This window comes from Planktothricoides sp. SR001 (genome assembly GCF_001276715.1).
GTDB classification, from domain to species: Bacteria; Cyanobacteriota; Cyanobacteriia; order Cyanobacteriales; family Laspinemataceae; genus Planktothricoides; species Planktothricoides raciborskii.
Genome location: NZ_LIUQ01000041.1, coordinates 30,473 through 52,067, shown reverse-complemented (window position 1 = coordinate 52,067; position 21,595 = coordinate 30,473). Strand labels below are relative to the sequence as shown.

Sequence of the window (21,595 nt, the reverse complement as noted above, 5' to 3'; positions counted from 1 at the left end):
AGAATTTCTGCGCTTAAAATAAAGGTTGAATTTGTCAGGGTTTACTCAAATTAAGCCTTTAGTCCCTCTATCTTAAATGTCGGTGGACATTGTCCGCAGACCATTAAAGACGGATGGGTCAGTCCTTTTGGTGACAGACTGTTTGAACCGCGATTATCCCAATCAATTATCAGTAATATGTATCACCGTCCTCCTTCCCAGAATAATCAACTGATGCGTCAAGCAGAAGAATTGATTGCCGCCTCATCTAATCGTTACCGGATTACCGTCCAAGTGGCAAATCGGGCAAAACGTCGGCGGGCAGAAGATTTTGACAGTATGGACGAACCGGCGATGAAGCCAGTGATCCAAGCGGTGGTTGAAATGTGGGAAGAATTGAATCAACCAGAAATTATCGCTGACTAAGTGCTGGCACTATCAGCGATGATCCAGAGAAGAAGGGGCAAAGGAAGCAGCCCTTTGAAAGGGGGGAGCCGTAGGGGTGAACTGCCGGGGAGCCCTAGGGGTGAACGGCCGTTCACCCCTACTCCTTTCTCTGCCGACTGATTGACAAAAAACAATGGCAAAATTACTCAAAAGTGGCAATGGCTGGCGCATTGGCTGGGATCCAGATGCCCCCGAATATCAAGGCTTGGTCGGGACGGAAGACTGGGCGATCGAACTGACTCAGGGGGAATTAGATGATTTTTGTCGCTTGCTGATCCAATTAGCCCAAAACATGACTGTGATGGCCGATGAGTTGATGGACTCAGAAAAAATTGCTTGTGAAGCGGAGACGGATTTAGTCTGGATGCAAGTAGAAGGCTATCCCCATGCCTATAATTTGCAGGCGATCTTCAATACCGGGCGACGCTGTGAAGCCTTATGGCCAGAGACCGTTGTCCCGGAATTGCTGCAAGCGGTACAAGTTCTGAAAACTTTTTGAAAAAACCCTTGCCAGGACAAAATAATGTGCTATTATGGTACAGGCAAGACGGGGCGTAGCGCAGTTTGGTAGCGCACTACCTTGGGGTGGTAGGGGTCGTGGGTTCGAATCCCGCCGCTCCGATTTGGCAACACCATGAACCATGTTTCATGGGATGAAAATAAATCAAAAAACCGACTAATTCTAGGAAAAAATTAGTCGGTTTTTTTGTGGTTTGGAGCATTTTCGTAAGTTGCAGTCTGACCAAAATTTTGCCAGAAGTCTATGGTTGACCCCTGATTCTATGGGTAATTCTAAGGATAATCATCAAGTATTTTGTTAATTTATGTAGAAATGTTAAAGTCTGTTGCATTTCATTGAAATTCGTCAAGAGAGAATTATCGGCTCCTACAGTCCGTGATAGGATCGGATACGATCACTGAAAAAGTTTTGGGAGAAAAGTTTTGGCACTACGGGTTGCTGTTGTGGGAGGGGGTCCCGCAGGATCTTCCGCTGCGGAAACATTGGTGAAAGCAGGAATTCAAACTTACCTCTTTGAGCGCAAGCTAGACAATGCCAAACCATGTGGCGGCGCGATTCCCCTGTGTATGGTCAGTGAGTTTGACCTTCCTCCGGAAATTGTGGATCGGCGAGTCAGAAATATGAAGATGATTTCGCCTTCTAATATTGAAGTGGATCTGCACTTAGTTAAACCAGATGAATATATTGGGATGTGCCGTCGGGAAATCCTGGATGGGTTCCTGCGCGATCGCGCTGCCAAGTTGGGCGCGACGGTAATCAACGGCACCGTTCATAAGCTGGAAATTCCTACAAATAATACCAGTCCTTATGTGCTGCACTATGCGGATCATTCCGATGGCAGCGCTACTGGAGTCCAGAAAACTCTGGCAGTGGATTTGGTGATTGGTGCAGATGGGGCAAACTCTCGCGTGGCTAAAGCCATTGATGCCGGTGAATATAATTATGCGATCGCTTTCCAAGAACGCATTCGGCTGCCGGAAGATAAAATGGCCTACTACCAAGACTTAGCGGAAATGTATGTGGGCAACGATGTTTCCCCAGACTTCTACGCTTGGGTATTCCCCAAATATGACCATGTGGCCGTAGGAACCGGCACCATGAAAGTCAACCAAGCCAAAATTAAACAACTCCAGGCCGGAATTCGGGCTCGCGCCGCCAAACGTCTCGAAGGCGGCGAAATTATTAAAGTTGAAGCACACCCCATCCCCGAACATCCCCGTCCGCGTCGCGTAGTCGGTCGGGTTGCCTTAGTCGGTGATGCCGCAGGAACCGTCACCAAGTCTTCCGGTGAAGGGATTTACTTTGCGGCAAAATCAGCCCGGATGTGTGCGGAAACCATTGTGGAAGCCTCCAATGGTGGCCAACGGATTCCTACGGAAGATGACCTGAAAGTTTATCTGAAAAAGTGGGATAAACAGTATGGCATGACCTATTTGGTGCTGGATATTCTGCAACGAGTGTTTTACCGTTCCGACGCTACCCGCGAGGCATTCGTGGAAATGTGCGCGGATATGGATGTGCAGAAACTCACCTTTGACAGCTATCTCTACAAAACGGTGGTTCCAGCGAATCCTTTGGTGCAGCTAAAGATTACCGCCAAGACCATTGGTAGCTTACTCCGTGGGAATGCTTTAGCCCCATAAAACATCGCCGAACATCACTCACCGATCTCGCACTCATATTGAATCAGAATGATTTCGCGATCCAACCCCCCTGTCGATGGCAGGGGGTTTTATTTTTAATAATTACCGAGTGGCTAATAAGTTTTCTTCCCATTTACGGGGAGGAGAAGCCCGCCGAATGTTGCGCCAGATTTGAGTGGCAGCTAAAGTCCCATCGGCGACGGCGATCGAGACTTGATTGAGTCCTTGTTTTAAATCACCCAAAGCAAAAATTCGCGGATGACTGGTTTGGGCCATATTGTTGGTGATTAAGTTTTCGCCGTCCCACTCTAGTCCTTGAATTCCTTTGAGGTATTGGTTGTGGTAAATCGAACCCATGCTGACTAAACCTGTGGTGGCTTCTACAATGGTGCCATCTACCAGTTCGACGCCACTGAGTTGATGATTTTCGCCTAAAAAGCGGGCGATCGCGGCTTCATAGAGGGGATAGCCATGATCCGCGAGTTTCTGCTTCATGGCATCACTGACCGAACACAAACCATGAGTCAGCACAGAAATATAAGGAGTAAACCAGTTGAGGACAAATGCGGCATTAATTTGCCCTTCAGTCCCGGCAATTAAGACTGCTTTTTGATCCCACATATCAAAGCCGTCACAAATCATGCAGACATGGAGGGTGTAGCCTGCATAATCATAGACATTTTGCATATTATCTAGTTGGGGCAGCACATCGATAATCCCGGAAGCGGCGATTAAATATTTGCTGCGAAATACCGAACCTGTAGGATCTTTTTTGCCCACTTTCACCCGGACGGCAAAGGTTTCCCCTTCATCGATCGCTTCTTCTACATAGCCCCGTAGATGATCCGCACCCCAGGCGATCGCTTGTTCGGTGCCATCCTTTAAAATATCCCGCCCAGGGGTATGAGGATCTAGTCCGACATAGTTGCGAAGATCCTGCATCCAAAAAGATCGCCCTTTGCCTTTTTCCACTATCAGGCATTTCAGACCATAGCGAGCGAGATAAATGGCGGCAGAAATTCCCCCCATACCGCCACCGACTACTATGGCATCATAGAGGGTGTCCAGGCGAGTTTCCAGATTTTTACTAGAGAGTTTCATTTCTGATGCTCCGAAATCTATTTGTTTAATTAAAATTGTAGATGCAATTCTTTGGCAATAACAATTTTTTTGCTAAAAATTTTAGTCAGCCCAGGGATATGGAACCCGAAAAAATGTCAGAGATTCACGGCTATATTCACGGCTATATTAAAGAAGGTTAAGGGCGATCCGCTTTCTGAGGGCGAGGGAATCGCCACAATAGATATAACCATAGATATAATATAAACAAATATTTTCCCACAAAGTGACCGTCTTCAATTGAATCATTTTTTAGGCAAAGGAGAAAAATATCTTGAATTACCAGCCAAAACCCATAGATACGGAAAAGGTGATTCTGACCACTGAACACCTAAAACTCACTGAGTTGTTAGCGAAAAACACCCACGAACTTTGGTCACAACAGCGATTAGCCGATGGTTGGAAATATGGAGAAAAACGGGATGATGTCAAAAAAGAACATCCCTGTTTAGTTCCTTATGAAGATTTACCGGAATCGGAGAAAGAATACGATCGCCGCACCGCATTAGGTGCGATTAAAACTTTTTTGGCGTTAGGCTATCGGATTGAAGGAAATGCCACTAATTTATCAGCATATCAAAATTGGTTCCCCAATCAGAATGAAAATAACGGCGATCCGACAACAAATTTAGTGCCAATTTTAGAAAGTTTAAAAAAGTCCTCTGAGTTGAATTTACTTTCTTTGCTGCAAATAAAACGAGAAACTATTCATCTCCATCCGAAAACTCCCGATATTTATCGAGTATTGGGGGATTCAATCCTCCGTTTAGGTGAGCCTTTAATGGCTTATGATGTGATTGCTGAAGGGTTAGAAAAATGGCCTAATGATATTCGTTTACAGCAATTAATGGCTTTAGCTTTGGCGCGTAGCGGTGCCACTCATCGGGCTAATTCGATGCTCTTGGAACTGCTAGAATCAGGGCATCACGATGAAGAAACCATTAGTCTTTTGGCTCGGACTCATAAAGATTTAGGTCTCCAAACTACGGATCCAGAAGAGAAAAAAGAACAGTTAAAATTAGCGGCGAAACGGTATAAAGAAGCCTATCAGCGTAGTGATAGTTATTATCCGGGAATTAACGCCGCAACAATGGCTATGTTAATCGGGGACAAAAAAGAGGCGTTTACCCTAGCAGAAGAGGTGCGCGATCGCTGTTTAGCGCAATTACAACGGTTGCAGCAAAGAACCAGTGATGATTATTGGTTGGTGGCGACTTTAGGCGAAAGTTGTCTAATTTTACAGCAATTTTCCGAAGCCAAACAATGGTATGCTCGCGCTGTCCAGTTGGGAGAAAAACGCTTTGGGGATTTAAGTTCTACTCGACGCAATGCCACTTTATTATTAAAATATGCAGAAACCGGGTGGCCATCGGCAACTATGCGGGACTTATTGCCCATTCCTCGCGTGGCGGTATTTACAGGACACATGATTGACCAACCCGATCGCCCATCTCCCAGATTTCCCCTAGAATTAGAAACCGAAGTATATCAAGCTATTCGCGATCGCCTCCAAAAATTAGACGCTCGTTTGGGTTATGCTTCTGCCGCTTGCGGGGCAGATATTTTATTTCTGGAAGCGATCCTAGAATTGGGAGGTGAAGCCCATGTAGTTTTGCCCTACGAACGAGAACAATTTATTAAAGAATCAGTGGATATTATTCCTGGGAGCAATTGGGTAAAACGCTTCCATCGGGTACTGGAACAAGCCACAGAAGTAATCGTGCCTTCGCACCAATGTTTGGAACATGGCAACGTGGTTTATGAATATGCTAACCGGCTGCTTCATGGGTTAGCCAAAATGCGATCAGAACAGTTAGAAACTGACTTAGTACCCTTGGCGGTATGGGATGGCAAACCGGGAGGAGTTGGGGGGACTGGCAGTGTAGTTCAAGACTGGGAAAAATGGGGTTATCAAGTAGAGGTGATTGATTTAACGGCGATTTTGTCATCTTACGATCAAAAAATATCTTCTAGCCCGATTACAGCCATTCATAGATCACTGGCTTTGAAACAGCCGGGGATCTATGAATGGTCGATCGCCAAGCGAATTGAAGAATCTCTGCACAAGAAACCGACATCTTGTGAACGGCAAATCGTGGCTTTATTATTTGCCGATGTGGTGCAATTTTCCCGATTAACGGAGGATCGAATGTTGCCATTTTTGCAAAATTTCCTCGGTGCCGTTGCCGATTTAATCAAGCGATCGCCCCATGCCCCCGTAATGAAAAACACCTGGGGCGATGGACTATATTTTGTCTTTAATACCGTCCGAGATGCCGGATTATTTGCCCTAGAACTCTGTGAATTTATCAACCGTACCAACTGGGAAGAAAAAAACCTACCCAAAGATTTAAATTTACGCATTGCCTTACATTCAGGCCCAGTTTATCGACTCATTGATCCGGTTACTGGACAAATTAATTATATTGGATCTCATGTTTCTCATGCAGCGAGAATTGAGCCAATTTCTCCCCCCGGAAAAGTTTACGCCAGTCAAGAATTTGCCGCCATGACTTCCTCGGAAAGAGTCACAGATTTTACCTGCGATTATGTAGGACAAATTCCCCTAGCTAAAGGCTATGGCACATTTCCCACCTATCATGTTCGGCGGCGGCAAGCAGATTAAATTGAGCATATTCTAATCGAGGGTTAACAGCATTCATTGGTTATTTGTTTTGGTTATTGGTTATTGGTTATTCGTTCTTGGGTACGTCATAACCAAAGAATCTATACCCAAAGAATCCCCACCCAACAAATAACCAAAAACTAATAACCAATAAGCAGGAGTAAAAAGATGAACACTTATAAACATACCCAAATTGGCACCATGATTTTAATCGGGGCGGCTTTGATTGTACCCATGATTATTTTCTTAGTATTCAAGGGTTTTCTTTTAATTGCTGGATTCACGGCATTTATGCTGATATTGATGACCATTTTATTTGGCAGTTTGACCGTGGAAATTACTGAAACTAAAATTTATTGCTGGTTTGGGCTTGGGTTGGTTCGCAAACAGTTTGATTTAGCAGAAATTACCGCCGTGGAAACCATTCGTTATCCTTGGTATTACGGCTGGGGGATTCGGTTAACCCCCAAAGGTTGGATGTTTAACGTATCCGGTTTAGATGCGGTAGAAATTACCCGGCGATCGGGCAAGCATTTTCTGATTGGCACCGATCAACCGCATAAATTAGCCTCGGCAATTAGTCAAGCAGCGGGATTATTATAACGGGTAAAGAGGCAAAACAATAGACTTATTGCAAAATTCTGAAAAGCCGTTCGCAGCTATGCTGCGGTGCGGATCACTTTGGCGGTTTTAAGGGGGGTTGGGGGGATCGAAGCCGGTATTTTGCAAGAGATATAATTTTTTTAGGTAATATCTATCAGTTCAATAAATTCTGCGATCGCAGTAATTTGCTCATCACTAAAAAAATCAAAATGGTCGTGATGAGGCTTTTTCAAATAGTCAATGGTACTCCAGTAAGAGTTACTCTCAAACTGTTGATATTTCAAGCACCAAATCATATAAGCTGGGATATAATAGCGAAATCCTTTGCCATCCATAAAAGCAAAAACATCCGAGAAATTCTCCAGCCACTTATCTGGGATTTCCTGCCAGGGGAGATGAGCATCAATTTGGCGAGCCTGTTCCGGGTCTTCATAGTCATCTAATGCCCTGGCTTGATGGATGGTAATGCCCCCTTTAAGTTCGGTGTTTTGAAAAGCTAAAGTAATTTTAGAAATCAGGGCAATTCGCCGCTGTTCAATAATAATATCTAGGGGTTGCCAATTTGGATCTCTAAAGTCTTCAGGGGTAGGCGATCGCACCCAGTCTAACCATTCTGGTTCGCAAGCCCCAAATTCCATAAAGTTTCGTTGGGCTTGTCGTAAAGAAACTTGATTAGATTGACTAATGCGATCGCCAAATAATCGCTGGATATCTCCATCATCTTCCCAACAACAAATCGGACAAATTGAATAAGTTTCTGGTGGCGGTGCCGTTAAAGTGTGATAGCCACAGCAAGGACAGGGATATAGGGTTTGATCCATGAGGAGGCCGTCAATCGAGCGGAGGGGCGGGGGAGCAGAGGAGGAAAATTCTCTTTTCTCTTTTCTCACTTCTCTTTTCTCTAAAGCGGGGGGCTGCCCCCGTGTTCACGGGGGCAGGCTTACAGCAATTGTCTGTTTAGTAAACCACAAATACCTGTAGNNAATGGCCATTCGCCCCTACAAGATTGTACGGGTCCGCGCATTCCGGCAGTCCAGTTAATATTTTAAGTAATAAGCTATTTACCGGAATGCGCGGGTCCCTACTGCCGGAATGCGCGGGACCTACCGTGGTTCAGGAAGAAAGAAAAGCGCTGTAAGGATGGGAAAAAGCCCGGTTTATAAACAAACCGGGCTTCTTCATGCAAAAGAAATGTTAGTTCAAAATTCCTTCTTTCTTAGCCATTGATGTCATTAGATCGATCACCCGGCAGGAATAACCCCACTCGTTGTCATACCAAGAAACCACCTTAAAGAAATGGGAGTTGAGTTCAATTCCGGCATCAGCATCAAAAATACTGGAATGAGAATCACCCACAAAGTCCATAGACACCACAGCATCTTCGGTGTAACCCAGAATGCCTTTAAGGGAAGTTTCCGAAGCCTCTTTCATAGCCGCGCAAATTTCTTTGTAGCTGGTGGCTTTTTCGGTGCGGAAGGTTAAATCGACCACGGAAACGTCAGGGGTGGGAACCCGGAAAGCCATCCCGGTGAGTTTACCTTTCAGTTCTGGCAACACCAAAGTCACGGCTTTGGCTGCGCCGGTGGAAGCGGGGATAATATTTTGTCCGGCCCCACGACCACCGCGCCAGTCTTTTTTGCTCGGTCCGTCAACGGTGGGCTGAGTGGCCGTCATAGCATGAACCGTGGTCATCAGTCCTTCCACCAGACCAAATTTGTCATTAATCACTTTGGCAATGGGGGCCAAGCAGTTTGTGGTGCAACTGGCGTTAGATACAACGGTGTCTTTTGCCGGATCGAATTTGTCATGGTTGACGCCGACCAAAAAAGTTGCCACTTTCTCTGGATCTTTGGTCGGTGCAGACAGAATCACCCTTTTTGCCCCAGCAGTGATATGGTTGGCAGCGCCATCGTAGTTGGTAAATAATCCTGTAGATTCTACGACGTAATCCGCGCCCAGTTTACCCCAAGGCAATTCGGCGGGGTTTCTAACGGCGGTACAGGGAATAAATTTGCCATTGACAATCATCCCATCTTCTTTGGCTTCCACTGTGCCGGAGAATTTGCCCTGAGTGGAATCATATTTTAGTAAGTAAGCCAGGTTATCAGGGGGAACTAGGTCGTTAATGCCCACAAATTCAATATTGGGGTTGTTGATGCCAGCCCGGAAAACCAAGCGTCCGATCCGACCAAATCCATTGATACCGACTTTTAAGGTAGCCATAATTTATCCAAAACTCCTGTGAGTCCACAGAATTAACAATACAACGAGTCTTTGAGGAGGGTTGGCGCTTGATCTGGGTCTGAAAGCTAATTCCAGTCAAGCTTTAGAGTAGATTTGTGATGAGTTTGGGTCTTTAGAAAGTTTTCACTTGTGGGGGCGATCGCGCATCAGCCTGGGATCCCTTACCCATTCCTTGCCCATCCCTTGCCCATCACCTAGGGCACCACCTAGGGCACCACCTAGGGCACCACCTAGGGCATGATCGAGAGACTTAAAATCCCCAGTAGTTCTAGATTGCTGGGGATTTCATCTAATCAATCAAACTCATTGTCTCTTAATCGACAATCGGGCCTGCGGCAACAATTTCTGGGGCTGCTTCTGGGTAGCGGGTAAAGTTTTGCACAAAGAGACTGGCTAATTTTTTGGCTTGCTGATCGTAAGCGTCGGGATCGCTCCAGGTATTCTTGGGATCGAGCATACTGTCGGGAACGCCAGGAACCGATTCCGGCACTAAGATATTGAAAATCGGGTGCGGACGGAACTGCACATTTTTCAGTGACCCATCCAGGGCGGCAGAGATCATCGCCCGGGTATGCTTAATCGCAATCCGCTTGCCCACTCCATAGGGGCCACCAGACCAGCCGGTATTCACCAGATACACTCCCACCTCGTGAGTTTGTTCGGCCAGCCGTTTGCCCAGCATTTGGGCATAAGCGGTGGCGGACAAGGGCAGGAATGGTTTACCAAAACAGGCAGAAAATGTCGCTTTTGGTTCAGTAATACCGCGTTCTGTCCCTGCTAACTTGCTGGTGTACCCGGAGATAAAATAGTACATTGCTTGTTCGGGAGTTAACTTGGCGATCGGGGGCAGCACCCCAAAGGCATCAGCGGTGAGGAAAATCACTGCATCTGGATGACCGCCCACCCCAGGAATCACCGCATTGGGAATAAACTCCATAGGATAACCCACACGAGTATTTTCCGTCAGGCGATCGCTATCATAATCAGGAATCCGAGTGTCTGCATGGAGAATCACATTTTCCATCATCGCCCCAAAGCGAATTGCGTCCCAGATTTGCGGCTCATTTTCTCGGGATAAGCGAATGGTTTTGGCGTAGCAACCGCCCTCAAAGTTAAAGATTCCTTCCCGAGACCAGCCATGTTCATCATCCCCAATCAGCTTACGATTTGGGTCAGCGGACAGAGTGGTTTTACCCGTACCGGATAGACCAAAAAATAGAGCAGTTTTGCCGTTTTCATCCATATTGGCCGAACAGTGCATGGGCAGCACATCTTGCTTGGTCATAAAATAATTCATCATGCCAAAGATAGATTTCTTGGTTTCTCCGGCATATTTAGAACCACCAATGATGACTAATTTCTTGGCAAAATGAACCACGATAAACGCTTCAGAATTAATCCCATCATCAATTTCAGGATCTCCCTGTAAACCAGGAACGGCAATCACAGTAAAATCTGCTTGATGAGTGCTGAGTTCTTCTGCGGTGGGACGAATAAAGAGTTGATGGGCAAATAAGTTTTGGGAGGCGTACTCGTTGATAATTCTCACCCCAAAACGGTATTTAGGATCAGCCCCAACATAGCCATCAAAGACATAAAGGTCACGACCTTGAACGTAGGAAATTACTCGTCGATAGAGCCGATTAAAGTTTTTCTCAGTGATGGGTACATTGGTTTTGCCCCAGTCTACTTCGTCGTGACAAGAAGACTCATCAACGATGAACTTATCATCTGGAGAACGCCCGGTATATTTGCCAGTTTTGACACATAGCGCCCCATTCTCTGCTAAAACACCTTCGCCACGGGCGAGGGAATGTTCAATCAGTTTGGCAACCGATAAATTTCGATAAACATTGCCCAGATTTTTCAGTTGTAACGATTCCAGTCCATAGGTGTTTTTTTTGTGATGATCCCAATTGTCTGCTTTGCCATCACTCAATATTTCTGATTCTCTGTCAGCTAAAGTTTTTAAAATTAGTGATGATGCTGATACATTCCGATAAATATTTCCATTGGTGTTGTCTGATTTTTCTGGGGCTTGGGTTGCCACTGGTGTGTCATTTTGACTACTCATAATATGTTCCTCATTCATAGAGATTAATTCGCTCAATTATCCGCGAGGTCAATTTTCGGTTAATTGAGTCACTTGGCCTGATTGATTCCTGCTATTCTCACTTAATTGCTGCCTCGATCGCCTGTTAACCTCGTTAGCAATCAATGGAGATGTAAGCATTTTTTGGGAAAATTTGTTGGGAAAACCTGATTTATTGGTTGTGTAACTGTCTGGAAAATCCGACGAAAGTTTCACAACCTTACCCTGAACAAGTATCTGTCTATTTGCATCGCTGAATCCATCAATGCTGTTAGTACAGATAGAAAAGAAAAATTGTCAGATATTTCTGGCGATTATGATCAATTCTTGACTTGTTGGCAAATAGGTACAAAGAACCCCCTGCTCCCAGCCTTTGAGTTTTACTCTCTCAGGATATTTAGCTGGTGATTGACGAAACATTGAAGCGATCGCTGATTTGACTAGGAGAGCAGAGCTTGCCGATCTTCCTTGGTTTGAGGATTGATGGGGGATATATCCCTCTGCGGTTTTATATGTTGTCCTGAGATATTTACTTGTCTTTTATTGATACTTAGTATTGTACACGACTTTTTAGTATTTTATATTAAAATATATTACAAGTATCCGGCCAACTTAGTCAACGGTGATATGTCATCATACTATGGCAATTTGGACAATTTTTCCTGGGGAGTTTTTGCCTGGTAAAACCATTATGGGCTTTGGTGGTCAACCACCTAAGTTTTTATGTCAATATTTCATCACTTAATTTTCTGAATCACCGATATTTAGTCAAGACCAATCGGGTTTATATTTCTTAATCAAATCACTAGACAATTTACTAGACAATTTATTAGACAATTATCAAGAGCAAAGGATTGTCATCATGGGTTCAGTCATTATTTCCTGAGTATTTCCTCAGTCATTAGACAATTCTGGCAAAATGCTAAAAAGCAGAGTGGCGATGGATCCGCTATCGGTTGGGGGGGATCGATCCGTTATGAAAGCCAGAATTGTCTATTAAACCAATTATTAGCCGAATCACATATATATGTGAATCTATCGGTGGTCTTCTCACATCATATGAAGCACTAAATCCTCTGACCATAGCGGGCGATCGACAGCGGACATTAACCGGCCAATATTCCCGGTAGGCTTCTCGGCAATGTTTTGTCTAATGTTTAATCTAATGTTTAGCCTAATGTTTAATCTAATGTTTAGCCTAATGTTTAATCTAATGTTTACCCTAATGTTTGGCTACATGTTTGGCTAAATTTTTGGTCTGTCTAGCTGGAGAAGCCTCAGTGTGAATCCAAAATCATCCAGAATATTTTGTCCGCGAAATCCCGGAGGCTCAATTTTTGCTCATTCGTTCATGGAGGCAAGGGAAATGGGAGATCGATCGCCTGAATAAAATTGTCAGGTTCCTGTTTAAGACTAATTGGCGGATAGTTTTTCCCGTGTTTTGCCACCTTGTGATTATTTTTGCCTCAAAACTTCAAAAATAATTAATTTTTGTAACAAAAGTTAATATTTAAGTTATAATAATTGAAAAATAATCATGGTAAGATGGAAAACCATTAATTCACGAAAATCCCTTGAAAAATCTGCGTTTCCGAGAAGAGATTAAAAAAAAATAAAAGTTTAACATTTTTGTTGATAAGTTTGTTAAACTTAGACCGTAAAATTTGTTGAATCTCCTCAAGTGAGTGAAAACCTATCTGGGTTTAATCAATGTATTTCTGGCTTAAAACCCAGTAAAAATATAGTGTAACCCAGGATAATTCGTCTAATTTGATCGTTTTGCGGGCGAAATAGTTTCTCCAAAGTAGAACCGAGAAAATTACTGAAGTCAAACAGGAAAAAACCGAAAAAAACCGCCAAAAAGTTAAGGAAAATCAACCAGTACAGGGAATCTCAATTTAATCATCATCTATTCCCGGAACAGGCCGAGGAAACGTAGCAGTCTAAAAAATAGCGAGGATTTATGAACGAAGCCTATATTGTTGCCGCAAAACGAACCCCGATCGGTCGCTTCGGAGGCGGTCTATCCGGTTTTTCCCCGGCTGAACTAGGCGCCCACGCGATGAAAGCCGCATTAGCAGCAGGGGGAGTGGCAGCGGAAAATTTAGATTTGTATATCTTTGGTAATGTCCTACAGGCGGGACATGGACAATTATTACCCCGTCAAGCCGCATTTAAGGCGGGAATTCCTAAGAGCGTTGATGGGTATGCGGTGAATATGGTCTGCTCTTCGGGGATGCTGAGTGTAATGAACGCTGTAACCGCCATTCGCGCTGGAGAAGCGAACCTGGTGTTAGCCGGGGGGATGGAATCAATGTCACAAACCGGGTTTTTCCTCTCTCACCGGGCTCGCTGGGGATATAAGTTCTTATTGGGCGCACCGGAACAGCTAACAGACTTGTTACTGAATGACGGCCTCTATGATTCTACAGCCCAGGAAGGCATGGGCAATCAGGTCGATCGCCTCTGTGTGGATCGCGGTGTCACTCGTCAAGACTTAGATGAAATTGCTGCCTTGTCTCAACAACGGGCTGAAGCAGCGACCAACAGCGGCAAATTTAATCAGGAAATTGCCCCAGTTGAGATTAAGGGTAAAAAAGGCCCGGAAATTATTGCAGCGGATGAAGGCATTCGCCCCGGTACTACGGCAGAAAGTCTGGCCAAACTCCGTCCCGCTTTTGATAAAGAGGGAGTTTTGACCGCTGGAAATAGTAGTCAAATTTCTGATGGGGCAGCGGCTTTAGTGGTGGCGTCTCAAGCGGCGGTGGATCAATATGGTCTGAAACCCATTGCCAAGATCCTCGGCAGCAGTATCGCTGGGGGTGAAACTTGGCGTTTCCCGGAATATCCGGTTTATGCGATTAAGAAATTATTGGATAAGTTGGGCAAGTCGATCGCGGATTTTGACTTGATTGAAAATAATGAAGCCTTTGCCCTGAATAGTCTGCTGCTTGAGAAGGATCTCAACGTTTCCCGCGACAAACAAAATATCTATGGTGGCGCGATCGCGATCGGACACCCCATTGGCGCATCCGGTGCCCGGATCATTGTCACTCTGGTGAATGCCCTGCAACAAGAAGGCGGACAACTCGGCCTTGCAGCTATCTGTCATGGCACCGGCGGCGGAACCGCGATCGCTGTGGAATTGGTTTAAGGTTATCAGTTGTTGGTTATTAGTTGTTGGTTATTAGTTATTGGTTATTGGTTAGTTAAGGAAGATTCCCCCTGAATCCGCCAATCGGGGATGAACCAACAACAAACAACAAATAACCCCCCCAACCCCCCCCTTCAAAGGGGGGCAACAACAAACAACCAACAACAAACAACCATCAACAAACAACCATCAACAAACAACAAACAACAAATAACCAATAACCAATAACAAAATAAAAAAGGAGCAAAAATTATGTTGTCTCTCGGATTAGAAGGTAAAGTCGTCGTCGTGACAGGTGGTGCCAGAGGAATTGGGGCCACGATCGCCAAAATACTCACCGACTTAGGGGCTAAAGTGGCTTGCCTGGACGTGATCGATGGGGAAGCCCCGGAAGGCGGACTGGCAATGAAAGCCGATGTGACTAAATTAGCGGACATGGAAGCCGCTGCGGAAAAAATTGAAGCGGAACTCGGCCCAGTGTATGGGGTGGTGGCGAATGCAGGGATTACCCGCGATAACTTATTTCATAAACTGACCGAAGATGATTGGGATAAAGTAATCGATGTCAACCTCAAAGGGGTGAAAAATACCATCCAGCCTTTCTTTATTAAAATGCGCGATCGCAACGACCCGAAAAAAGAAGGCCCGAAAGACGGCGGTTCCGTCGTTGCCATTAGTTCCATTTCCGGAGATCGGGGCAACTTTGGTCAAACCAACTACTCCGCCACCAAAGCCGCAGTGATTGGCATGATGAAATCTTTGGCCTTTGAAGGAGCTCGCTTCCAAATCCGCGCCAATGCGATCGCCCCTGGATTCATCAACACCGAAATGACCGCCAAAATTCCCGACAAAGTAAAAGAAAAAATTACCGCTGAAATTCCCTTCGGTCGTTTCGGCGAACCAGAAGAAATCGCCTGGGCGGTAGCATTCTTACTCTCGCCAGTCGCCAGCAGCTACGTCAGCGGTCAAGTGCTCCGAGTCAACGGCGCTCATCACACTTAATAAATTGTTATTAGTTAAGTAGGTGGGCAGAAATAAATGCACCACAGACCCCATGAGAGGAAAGAGGATGCATAGGAAAGAGGATGCATAGGAAAGAGGATGCATAGGAAAATTCTCTATTCTCTATTCTCTATTCTCTATTCTCTCTCCTTCCTACAGGCGGGAATCCACAGCCTATCGGCGGGGAACGAAAAGTGCAATTAATTATGTTCACCTACTTATTGGTTATTGGTTATTCGTGATTATCTCAACCAATAACTAATAACTAACCAATAACTAATAACAAACAACCAATAACAAATTGAGGAAAAAAACAATGGATAAAGAAACTGCTCAATGGACAGACATGGCCGCAAAAATGGCTAACACATGGACCGAAATGGGAACCCAAATGTGGAAAAGCTGGTTTGACTTAATGGCTGCTGTCCCCACCCCGGAACAAGTATCTGCCGCCAAACCAGAAGTCAAAACCGCCACCGAACGCTTTATCAGCAATCGCGATTTATTCGTGCGATTTCTCGAACTGTCCGCCAGCGCTTGGAAAGATATGTTACCCAAAGTTGAATCTGGCGGTGACTGGCAATCTATTCTTAATAGTTACAATGAGCAACTGCGCCAACAATTTGGCAATTTCCCCATGTCTGCCATGAAAACTAGCCAAGATACGGCTCAGTTATGGCAACTTTACATGAAAGAAATGCAAACTTTCAGCCAACTTTGGGGCACTCCTTTAGGCTTATCCTTAGAACCTTGGAGCAAAGTGGGCTTAGGGGATACCAGCGGTTTGCTGGAATTAAATAACCTTTACTGGGATTTATATCAGCGCAGTTTGGGCGGTTTTGTCAAGGCTCCTGGTTTGGGCCAAAACCGAGAACTGAGTGCAAAGCTGATGGATGGCTTTGATGCTTGGACAAAACTTTATAAAGCCAATTTGGATTATCAAGTAGTCATTAGTGATGTTCAGATTCGCTCTTTTGATGCCTTGATGAAAAAATTAGTGGCTTTAGCCGAAAAAGGGCAAAAAGTCGAAAATTGGCGAGACTTCCAAGGGCTTTGGAGTCAAGTAGCTGACGATGTATTTGCCGAAGCCTTTAAGTCAGAAGATAACCTGAAACTGCGGGGTAATTTTATCAACGCTCTCAATGCTTACCGAGTTTATCAGCAAGAGTTAATGGAACTTAATATGAAAATGCTGAATGCGCCAATTCGGAGCGAAGTTGATGAAATTCATCAGAGCATTTATGAACTGAAAAAAGAAATCAAAGCTCTCAAGAAACAACTGAGTTAATGGTTGGTTGTTGGTTGTTTGTTGGTTGTTGGTTGTTGTTGGTTGTTGGTTGATTGTTGGTTGATAGAAAAAAAATTAATAACAATCAAAAATCAACAATCAACAATCAAAAATCAAAAATCAAGAATCAACAATTAACAATCAACCAACAACAATTAAAAAAATATTGTTGATTTTTGTCTAATAAGACGGAAAAACTATGCTACCATTCTTGACGCAACTTCGTTTAGAAGATGCTATGCACGAATATACGGAAATGACCAGTAACCTGTTGGCAGGGCTGGAAAATTTAAAGAGCCTCCGAGAAGAAGATATTCAGATTGGGGTTTCGGAAAAAGAAGAAGTTTATCGGGAAGATAAACTGATCCTTTATCATTTTAAGCCCCTGGTAGAAAAGCCTTTTGAAATTCCCGTTCTGTTGGTTTATGCCCTGGTGAACCGTCCCTATATGGTGGATTTACAAGAGGGTCGATCATTGGTGCAAAATTTACTGAAATTGGGGCTGGATATTTATCTGATTGATTGGGGATATCCGACTCGCGCCGATCGCTGGCTAACCTTGGATGACTATATTAATGGTTACATTGATAATTGTGTGGATGTGCTGCGCGATCGCCACAAATTAGACAAAATTAACCTCTTAGGAGTTTGCCAAGGGGGAACATTTAGCGTCTGTTACAGTGCCATGCATCCCAATAAAGTCAAAAATCTCGTCACCACGGTGACACCAATTGATTTTCATGTTGGCGACGGATTGCTAAATCTTTGGGGCGGAGCGACAATAGGTGCTGATGCACTCGATATAGACTTATTGGTGAAAGCGTTAGGAAATATGCCCGGAGAATTCCTGAATTTAGAATTCTTGATGCTGAAACCCTGGCAGTTGGCTATTGATAAATATCTCGACTTTCCTAAAGTAATGGCCGATAAAAATAAGCTGCTCAACTTTATGCGGATGGAAAAGTGGATTTTCGATAGTCCCGATCAAGCGGGGGAAGCTTATCGCCAATTTATGAAAGATTTCTACCAACAGAATAAGCTGATTAAAGGCGAACTCAAAATCGGCGATCGCCCGGTAGACTTGGGCAACATTAGAATGCCAGTATTAAACATCTATGCGGAAAAAGATCACTTAGTGCCCCCAGAATCTTCCATTGCCCTAGAAAAATATATCGGCAGCGAAGATTATACCGCCAAGTCTTTTCCCGTAGGACATATTGGGATGTATGTCAGTGGCAAAGTTCAACACGATTTACCGCCAATTATTGCTGATTGGCTGAAAGCCCGCCGCTTAGACACGGTTTTCAGTTAGTTATTTAGAGTTATCTCTGGGATAAAGAAACCGGGTTTTTGCCAAAAAAACCCGGTTTCTTTATTTTTCTGTATCAGGAACCGTTAGAGAGCAGCAGCCAAGTTTTCCGCCACAAAGTCCCAATTCACTAAAGAATTGAAGAAAGTTTCAATGTATTTGGGACGGAGGTTTTGGTAGTCGAGATAATAGGCGTGTTCCCACACATCAATCGTCAGCAGAGGAGTTTGACCTTTGGTGACGGGGTTTTCTGCATTCAGAGTTTTCACCACTTTCAGGGTGCCATTGTCCAGCACTAACCAAGCCCAACCACTACCAAATTGAGTAGCAGCGGCATTACTCAGTTCGGCTTTGAACTGCTCAAAGCTGCCAAAGTCCGCATTAATTTTATCGGCCAAGGCGCCGGTAGGAGTCCCACCACCACCGGGCTTCATGCAGTTCCAGTAGAAGCTGTGGTTCCACACTTGGGCGGCATTGTTGAATACTCCAGCTTTGGCGGGATCGTTGGCGGTGGCTTTGACAATTTCCTCTAGGGACTTATCAGCCAGGTCGGTATCCTTGATCAGGTTATTCAGGTTGTTCACATAAGCATTGTGGTGCTTGCCATGATGGAAGCTGAGGGTATTGGCTGAGATATAAGGTTCTAAGGCGTTTTGGGCGTAGGGTAGGGTCGGTAGTTCAAAAGCCATCGTGTTCTGTTCTCTCCTAAGTGCTGTGAGGTTCAGGCTGCTTGGATGCAGCATTGACCGGCTCAGTATCGGCTTTTAGTAGATTAAAAATCTCTGATCTGAGCGTCACAAAAGTACACTTAGGATCTTATTACAGAAGGGTGACGCTGAGAAAGCGAAATATCCGAACCCTGGCTGGCACAACATCGGCACAACATCGGCCATCGACACAACATCGGCACAACATCGACATATCACAGGAAAATACGGGATCCCTGGGAGGTTTTTTGCCTGGACTCCCTCAAATCCACAGATGTGAACCAGAAACTAGGTTTATGCGATCAATAAAAAACTTTAACAAAATTTTAGATAATTCGTGAGCTAAATCACTGCCACGAGCCAATACTTAAAATACCTATTTGTTGTTGACAATATTAAGTTTTGTAACTTTAAATAAAGAAAACGATCCATCAGACAGTGGTCTGTTTTTTTGTAAATTTTGCCAAGATTTAAGTGGGTGTTGTTCATAATTTTGGCCGCCCAGGGAACGGATGATTCATTGGCATCAAGGGGATGATTCATTGGATCCGTGATGTAAACCCTTAAAAGATAACGCTTAAAAAATACTGATTTTAATGAACAACTCACGAGAAAACATGAGCAACCAACTGGTTCGGTTAACCGAAGAGCAAGAACTGATTTTGAATCAGGTGGATAATGCGATCGCCTGGTTTAATCCGGCAGGTCAGCTAATTTTATATAACCAACCATTACAGAACCTGTGGGGCTTAGAGCCAGAATGGTTGAACTGCCAACCCCGTTTCGCTGAAATTACCACTCATTTAATCGAGATGGGTTATTGGCGTCGAGAACACCAAACCCAACTCCAAGAGGCGATCGCCCAAACGGAACCGCAAAAAACCACCAGTTGTCTGTTGACATTCCCACAGATGAACTTACAAGCGGATATCACCGTGACGAACGATCGCGGATATCTTCTGGTTTTTCGGGATTTAACCAAATACCACCGCTCTCAAGAAAGCCTGCAAGCCGAAGTCAAGCGACTCAGATTTTTACTCGGTCTGACCCAACGCTTACAAGCGGGTGGGGATTTAATGGAAATTGGCCAGTTTGCCCTGACCTATTTGGTCAAAGCCATGAATGCCGCCTTTGGGGATGTGAAAGTGATTAGCGGTGATGCCCAAAATCGCTATGCTGGGGTCTTGACCAATAAAATTTCTAGCCAATTTATTGCCACCTACGGGGACGCGGTGGTGGGGGAGATGCAGGATCTACTCAATCAGGGAATTCCTTATGGTCAAGGGTTGCTGTGGGATGTGGTAGACACTGGTAAACCTGTGTTTGTGGAAAATTATGCCCAACATCCCAAGGCTGTAGCCAACTTGCGCCACCCTGGGATTGGGCAACTGGGGATTTTTCCGATTCCCGCCACCACGGGAGAAATTATCGGCGTGCTGACTTTGGAATCTCGCACGGTGCAAAAACTCCAGGAAGCGCCGAATCAAGATTTATTGTTTGGGGCTTGTCGCTTGTTGGGAGCCGCGATCGAACGGGCGCAAACTCAGGAAATTTTACGTCAGAAAAATCTACAATTGGAGCGAGCCTCCGCTTTAAAATCTCAGTTTCTAGCGGCTATGTCTCACGAACTGCGTACTCCCCTGAACAGCATTCTGGGCTTCTCGGATATTTTACAACGGCAGATAGGGGGCACTTTAACCAATCGTCAGTTGAATCATGTGAAAGCGATTTCTAAAAGTGGCCAGCATTTGCTGGGACTGATTAACGATATTTTGGATTTGTCCAAAATTGAAGCGGGTAAAGTGGATCTGGATCTAGCGCCCGTGTCCATACACGAACTCTGTAGTAGCTGTCTGAAAATGATTCAGCCACGAGCGGATAAAAAAAAGTTAGCCTTATCTCTGGAGCTAGATTATCGCCTTTCTAAGGTCTTACTGGATGAACGCCGAGTCCGGCAAATTCTGGTGAATTTACTTTCTAATGCAATTAAGTTCACCCCAGAAGGCGGTCAGGTGAAGCTTACTGGCAAGCTGAAATCCGGCGATCGCATTCAAGGAGACTATCGACCGGATTGTTCCACGATCAATTCCAGCACTCCTTACCTCTGCTTGGAAGTCAAAGATTCTGGGATTGGCATTCCCCAAGAAAATTGGCATCTCTTGTTTCGACCATTTCAGCAAGTGGACTCGTCTTTATCTCGCAGTCACGAAGGGACGGGTTTAGGGCTGGTTTTGACTAAACGTTTGGCTGAGTTACATGGGGGGACAATTTCGTTCCAGTCTAAAACCGGAGTCGGCAGTACCTTCCGAGTCTGGTTGCCGGTGACAGAAGTTGTCACCAATGTTCCTGATTCTTCCGTGGGAATGAGCCAAAATTTATCGGAGCGTGATGAGCAGATCCTCTCTGGATTTACGGGTAAACGCATTTTAATTGTGGAAGATCAACCGTCTAATCAAATTTTGATGGCTGAGTACCTAGAATCCTTGGGATATTTAATTGAGTTGATTTGTGATGGACAGACAATGGTGGAAACCATTGATTCAGAGCTAATCACCGAAGCATCTTTGCCCGATTTAGTCTTGATGGATATTCAATTACCACAGGTTGATGGGTTGGAACTGATCCGCCGAATCAAAGCTCATACCCTGTGGCAACGAGTCCCCGTGGTGGCAGTGACGGCTTTGGCAATGACCGGCGATCGCGAGCGCTGTTTGGCGGCGGGGGCAGCCACTTATTTGAGCAAACCGTTTAAGCTGGCTGAATTATCATCAACAATTGAATCGATTATCGATCGCAATTCACCGTAAATCCCAGTCACTTTATTGGTTATTTGTCCTGATGTCCGCCAGCCAGAAAAGTTGA

General features: G+C 44.8%; 15 protein-coding genes and 1 tRNA gene. 11 read left to right on the top strand and 5 right to left on the bottom strand.

The genetic code is table 11. The annotated features are described in order from the left end of the window. Window positions 1-177 precede the first annotated feature (177 nt). The 4 genes from AM228_RS20745 to chlP all read left to right on the top strand — a co-directional run bounded on the left by AM228_RS20745 (window position 178) and on the right by chlP (window position 2,589). Window positions 178-405: a DNA-directed RNA polymerase subunit omega gene (locus tag AM228_RS20745; protein WP_054468819.1), complete on the top strand. Its 228-nt coding sequence runs from the start codon at window positions 178-180 to the stop codon at window positions 403-405. 154 nt (window positions 406-559) lie between these two features. Next, complete coding sequence (locus AM228_RS20740) at window positions 560-925, top strand: DUF1818 family protein (RefSeq protein ID WP_054468817.1); 366 nt, start codon at window positions 560-562, stop codon at window positions 923-925. A gap of 49 nt (window positions 926-974) precedes the next feature. Then, a tRNA-Pro gene (locus AM228_RS20735) sits at window positions 975-1,048 on the top strand. Between the two features lie 320 nt (window positions 1,049-1,368). Next, window positions 1,369-2,589, top strand: coding sequence for a geranylgeranyl reductase (gene chlP / locus AM228_RS20730; protein ID WP_054468815.1), 1,221 nt, complete (start codon window positions 1,369-1,371; stop codon window positions 2,587-2,589). A gap of 102 nt (window positions 2,590-2,691) precedes the next feature. Here chlP and AM228_RS20725 read toward each other — a convergent pair whose 3' ends face one another. Then, on the bottom strand, window positions 2,692-3,690 hold the full coding sequence (locus AM228_RS20725; protein WP_054468813.1) for an NAD(P)/FAD-dependent oxidoreductase: 999 nt from the start codon (window positions 3,688-3,690) through the stop codon (window positions 2,692-2,694). Between the two features lie 292 nt (window positions 3,691-3,982). Here AM228_RS20725 and AM228_RS31160 point away from each other — a divergent pair, with 292 nt between their 5' ends. Both AM228_RS31160 and AM228_RS20715 read left to right on the top strand, forming a co-directional pair. Beyond that, window positions 3,983-6,334 (top strand): TRAFs-binding domain-containing protein, encoded by a 2,352-nt coding sequence (locus AM228_RS31160; protein ID WP_082348980.1) that lies wholly within the window; start codon window positions 3,983-3,985, stop codon window positions 6,332-6,334. A gap of 168 nt (window positions 6,335-6,502) precedes the next feature. Next, window positions 6,503-6,937 carry a hypothetical protein gene (locus AM228_RS20715; protein WP_054468810.1) on the top strand — a complete coding sequence of 145 codons (435 nt, stop codon included), beginning with the start codon at window positions 6,503-6,505 and terminating at the stop codon, window positions 6,935-6,937. 140 nt (window positions 6,938-7,077) lie between these two features. Here the strand turns inward: AM228_RS20715 and AM228_RS30020 are convergent, their stop codons facing one another. The 3 genes from AM228_RS30020 to pckA form a co-directional block, all read right to left on the bottom strand. Then, window positions 7,078-7,758, bottom strand: coding sequence for a DUF6714 family protein (locus AM228_RS30020; RefSeq protein ID WP_072160875.1), 681 nt, complete (start codon window positions 7,756-7,758; stop codon window positions 7,078-7,080). Window positions 7,759-8,131: 373 nt separating this feature from the next. Continuing rightward, a complete protein-coding gene (gap, locus tag AM228_RS20705; RefSeq protein WP_054468808.1) occupies window positions 8,132-9,160 on the bottom strand; it encodes a type I glyceraldehyde-3-phosphate dehydrogenase in 1,029 nt (342 codons plus the stop codon). A 334-nt stretch (window positions 9,161-9,494) separates the two neighbouring features. Beyond that, the gene (gene pckA, locus AM228_RS20700) at window positions 9,495-11,255 is read right to left on the bottom strand and encodes a phosphoenolpyruvate carboxykinase (ATP) (protein ID WP_054468806.1); all 1,761 of its coding nucleotides are present in this window, start codon (window positions 11,253-11,255) and stop codon (window positions 9,495-9,497) included. 1,981 nt (window positions 11,256-13,236) lie between these two features. On the opposite strand from pckA, the gene AM228_RS20695 reads away from it, so the two are divergent. The 4 genes from AM228_RS20695 (at window position 13,237) to phaC (ending at window position 18,029) form a co-directional block, all read left to right on the top strand. Continuing rightward, the gene (locus tag AM228_RS20695; RefSeq protein ID WP_054468804.1) at window positions 13,237-14,427 is read left to right on the top strand and encodes a thiolase family protein; all 1,191 of its coding nucleotides are present in this window, start codon (window positions 13,237-13,239) and stop codon (window positions 14,425-14,427) included. A gap of 252 nt (window positions 14,428-14,679) precedes the next feature. Beyond that, on the top strand, window positions 14,680-15,429 hold the full coding sequence (locus tag AM228_RS20690; protein ID WP_054468802.1) for an SDR family oxidoreductase: 750 nt from the start codon (window positions 14,680-14,682) through the stop codon (window positions 15,427-15,429). A 316-nt stretch (window positions 15,430-15,745) separates the two neighbouring features. Continuing rightward, on the top strand, window positions 15,746-16,717 hold the full coding sequence (phaE, locus tag AM228_RS20685) for a class III poly(R)-hydroxyalkanoic acid synthase subunit PhaE (protein WP_054468800.1): 972 nt from the start codon (window positions 15,746-15,748) through the stop codon (window positions 16,715-16,717). A gap of 199 nt (window positions 16,718-16,916) precedes the next feature. After that, window positions 16,917-18,029: a class III poly(R)-hydroxyalkanoic acid synthase subunit PhaC gene (gene phaC, locus AM228_RS20680; protein WP_054468798.1), complete on the top strand. Its 1,113-nt coding sequence runs from the start codon at window positions 16,917-16,919 to the stop codon at window positions 18,027-18,029. A gap of 83 nt (window positions 18,030-18,112) precedes the next feature. Here the strand turns inward: phaC and AM228_RS20675 are convergent, their stop codons facing one another. Further along, the gene (locus AM228_RS20675) at window positions 18,113-18,715 is read right to left on the bottom strand and encodes a superoxide dismutase (RefSeq protein ID WP_054468796.1); all 603 of its coding nucleotides are present in this window, start codon (window positions 18,713-18,715) and stop codon (window positions 18,113-18,115) included. A 614-nt stretch (window positions 18,716-19,329) separates the two neighbouring features. Between AM228_RS20675 and AM228_RS20665 the strand changes: the two genes are divergently transcribed. Further along, window positions 19,330-21,540: an ATP-binding protein gene (locus AM228_RS20665; protein ID WP_231636886.1), complete on the top strand. Its 2,211-nt coding sequence runs from the start codon at window positions 19,330-19,332 to the stop codon at window positions 21,538-21,540. Window positions 21,541-21,595: the final 55 nt, after the last annotated feature.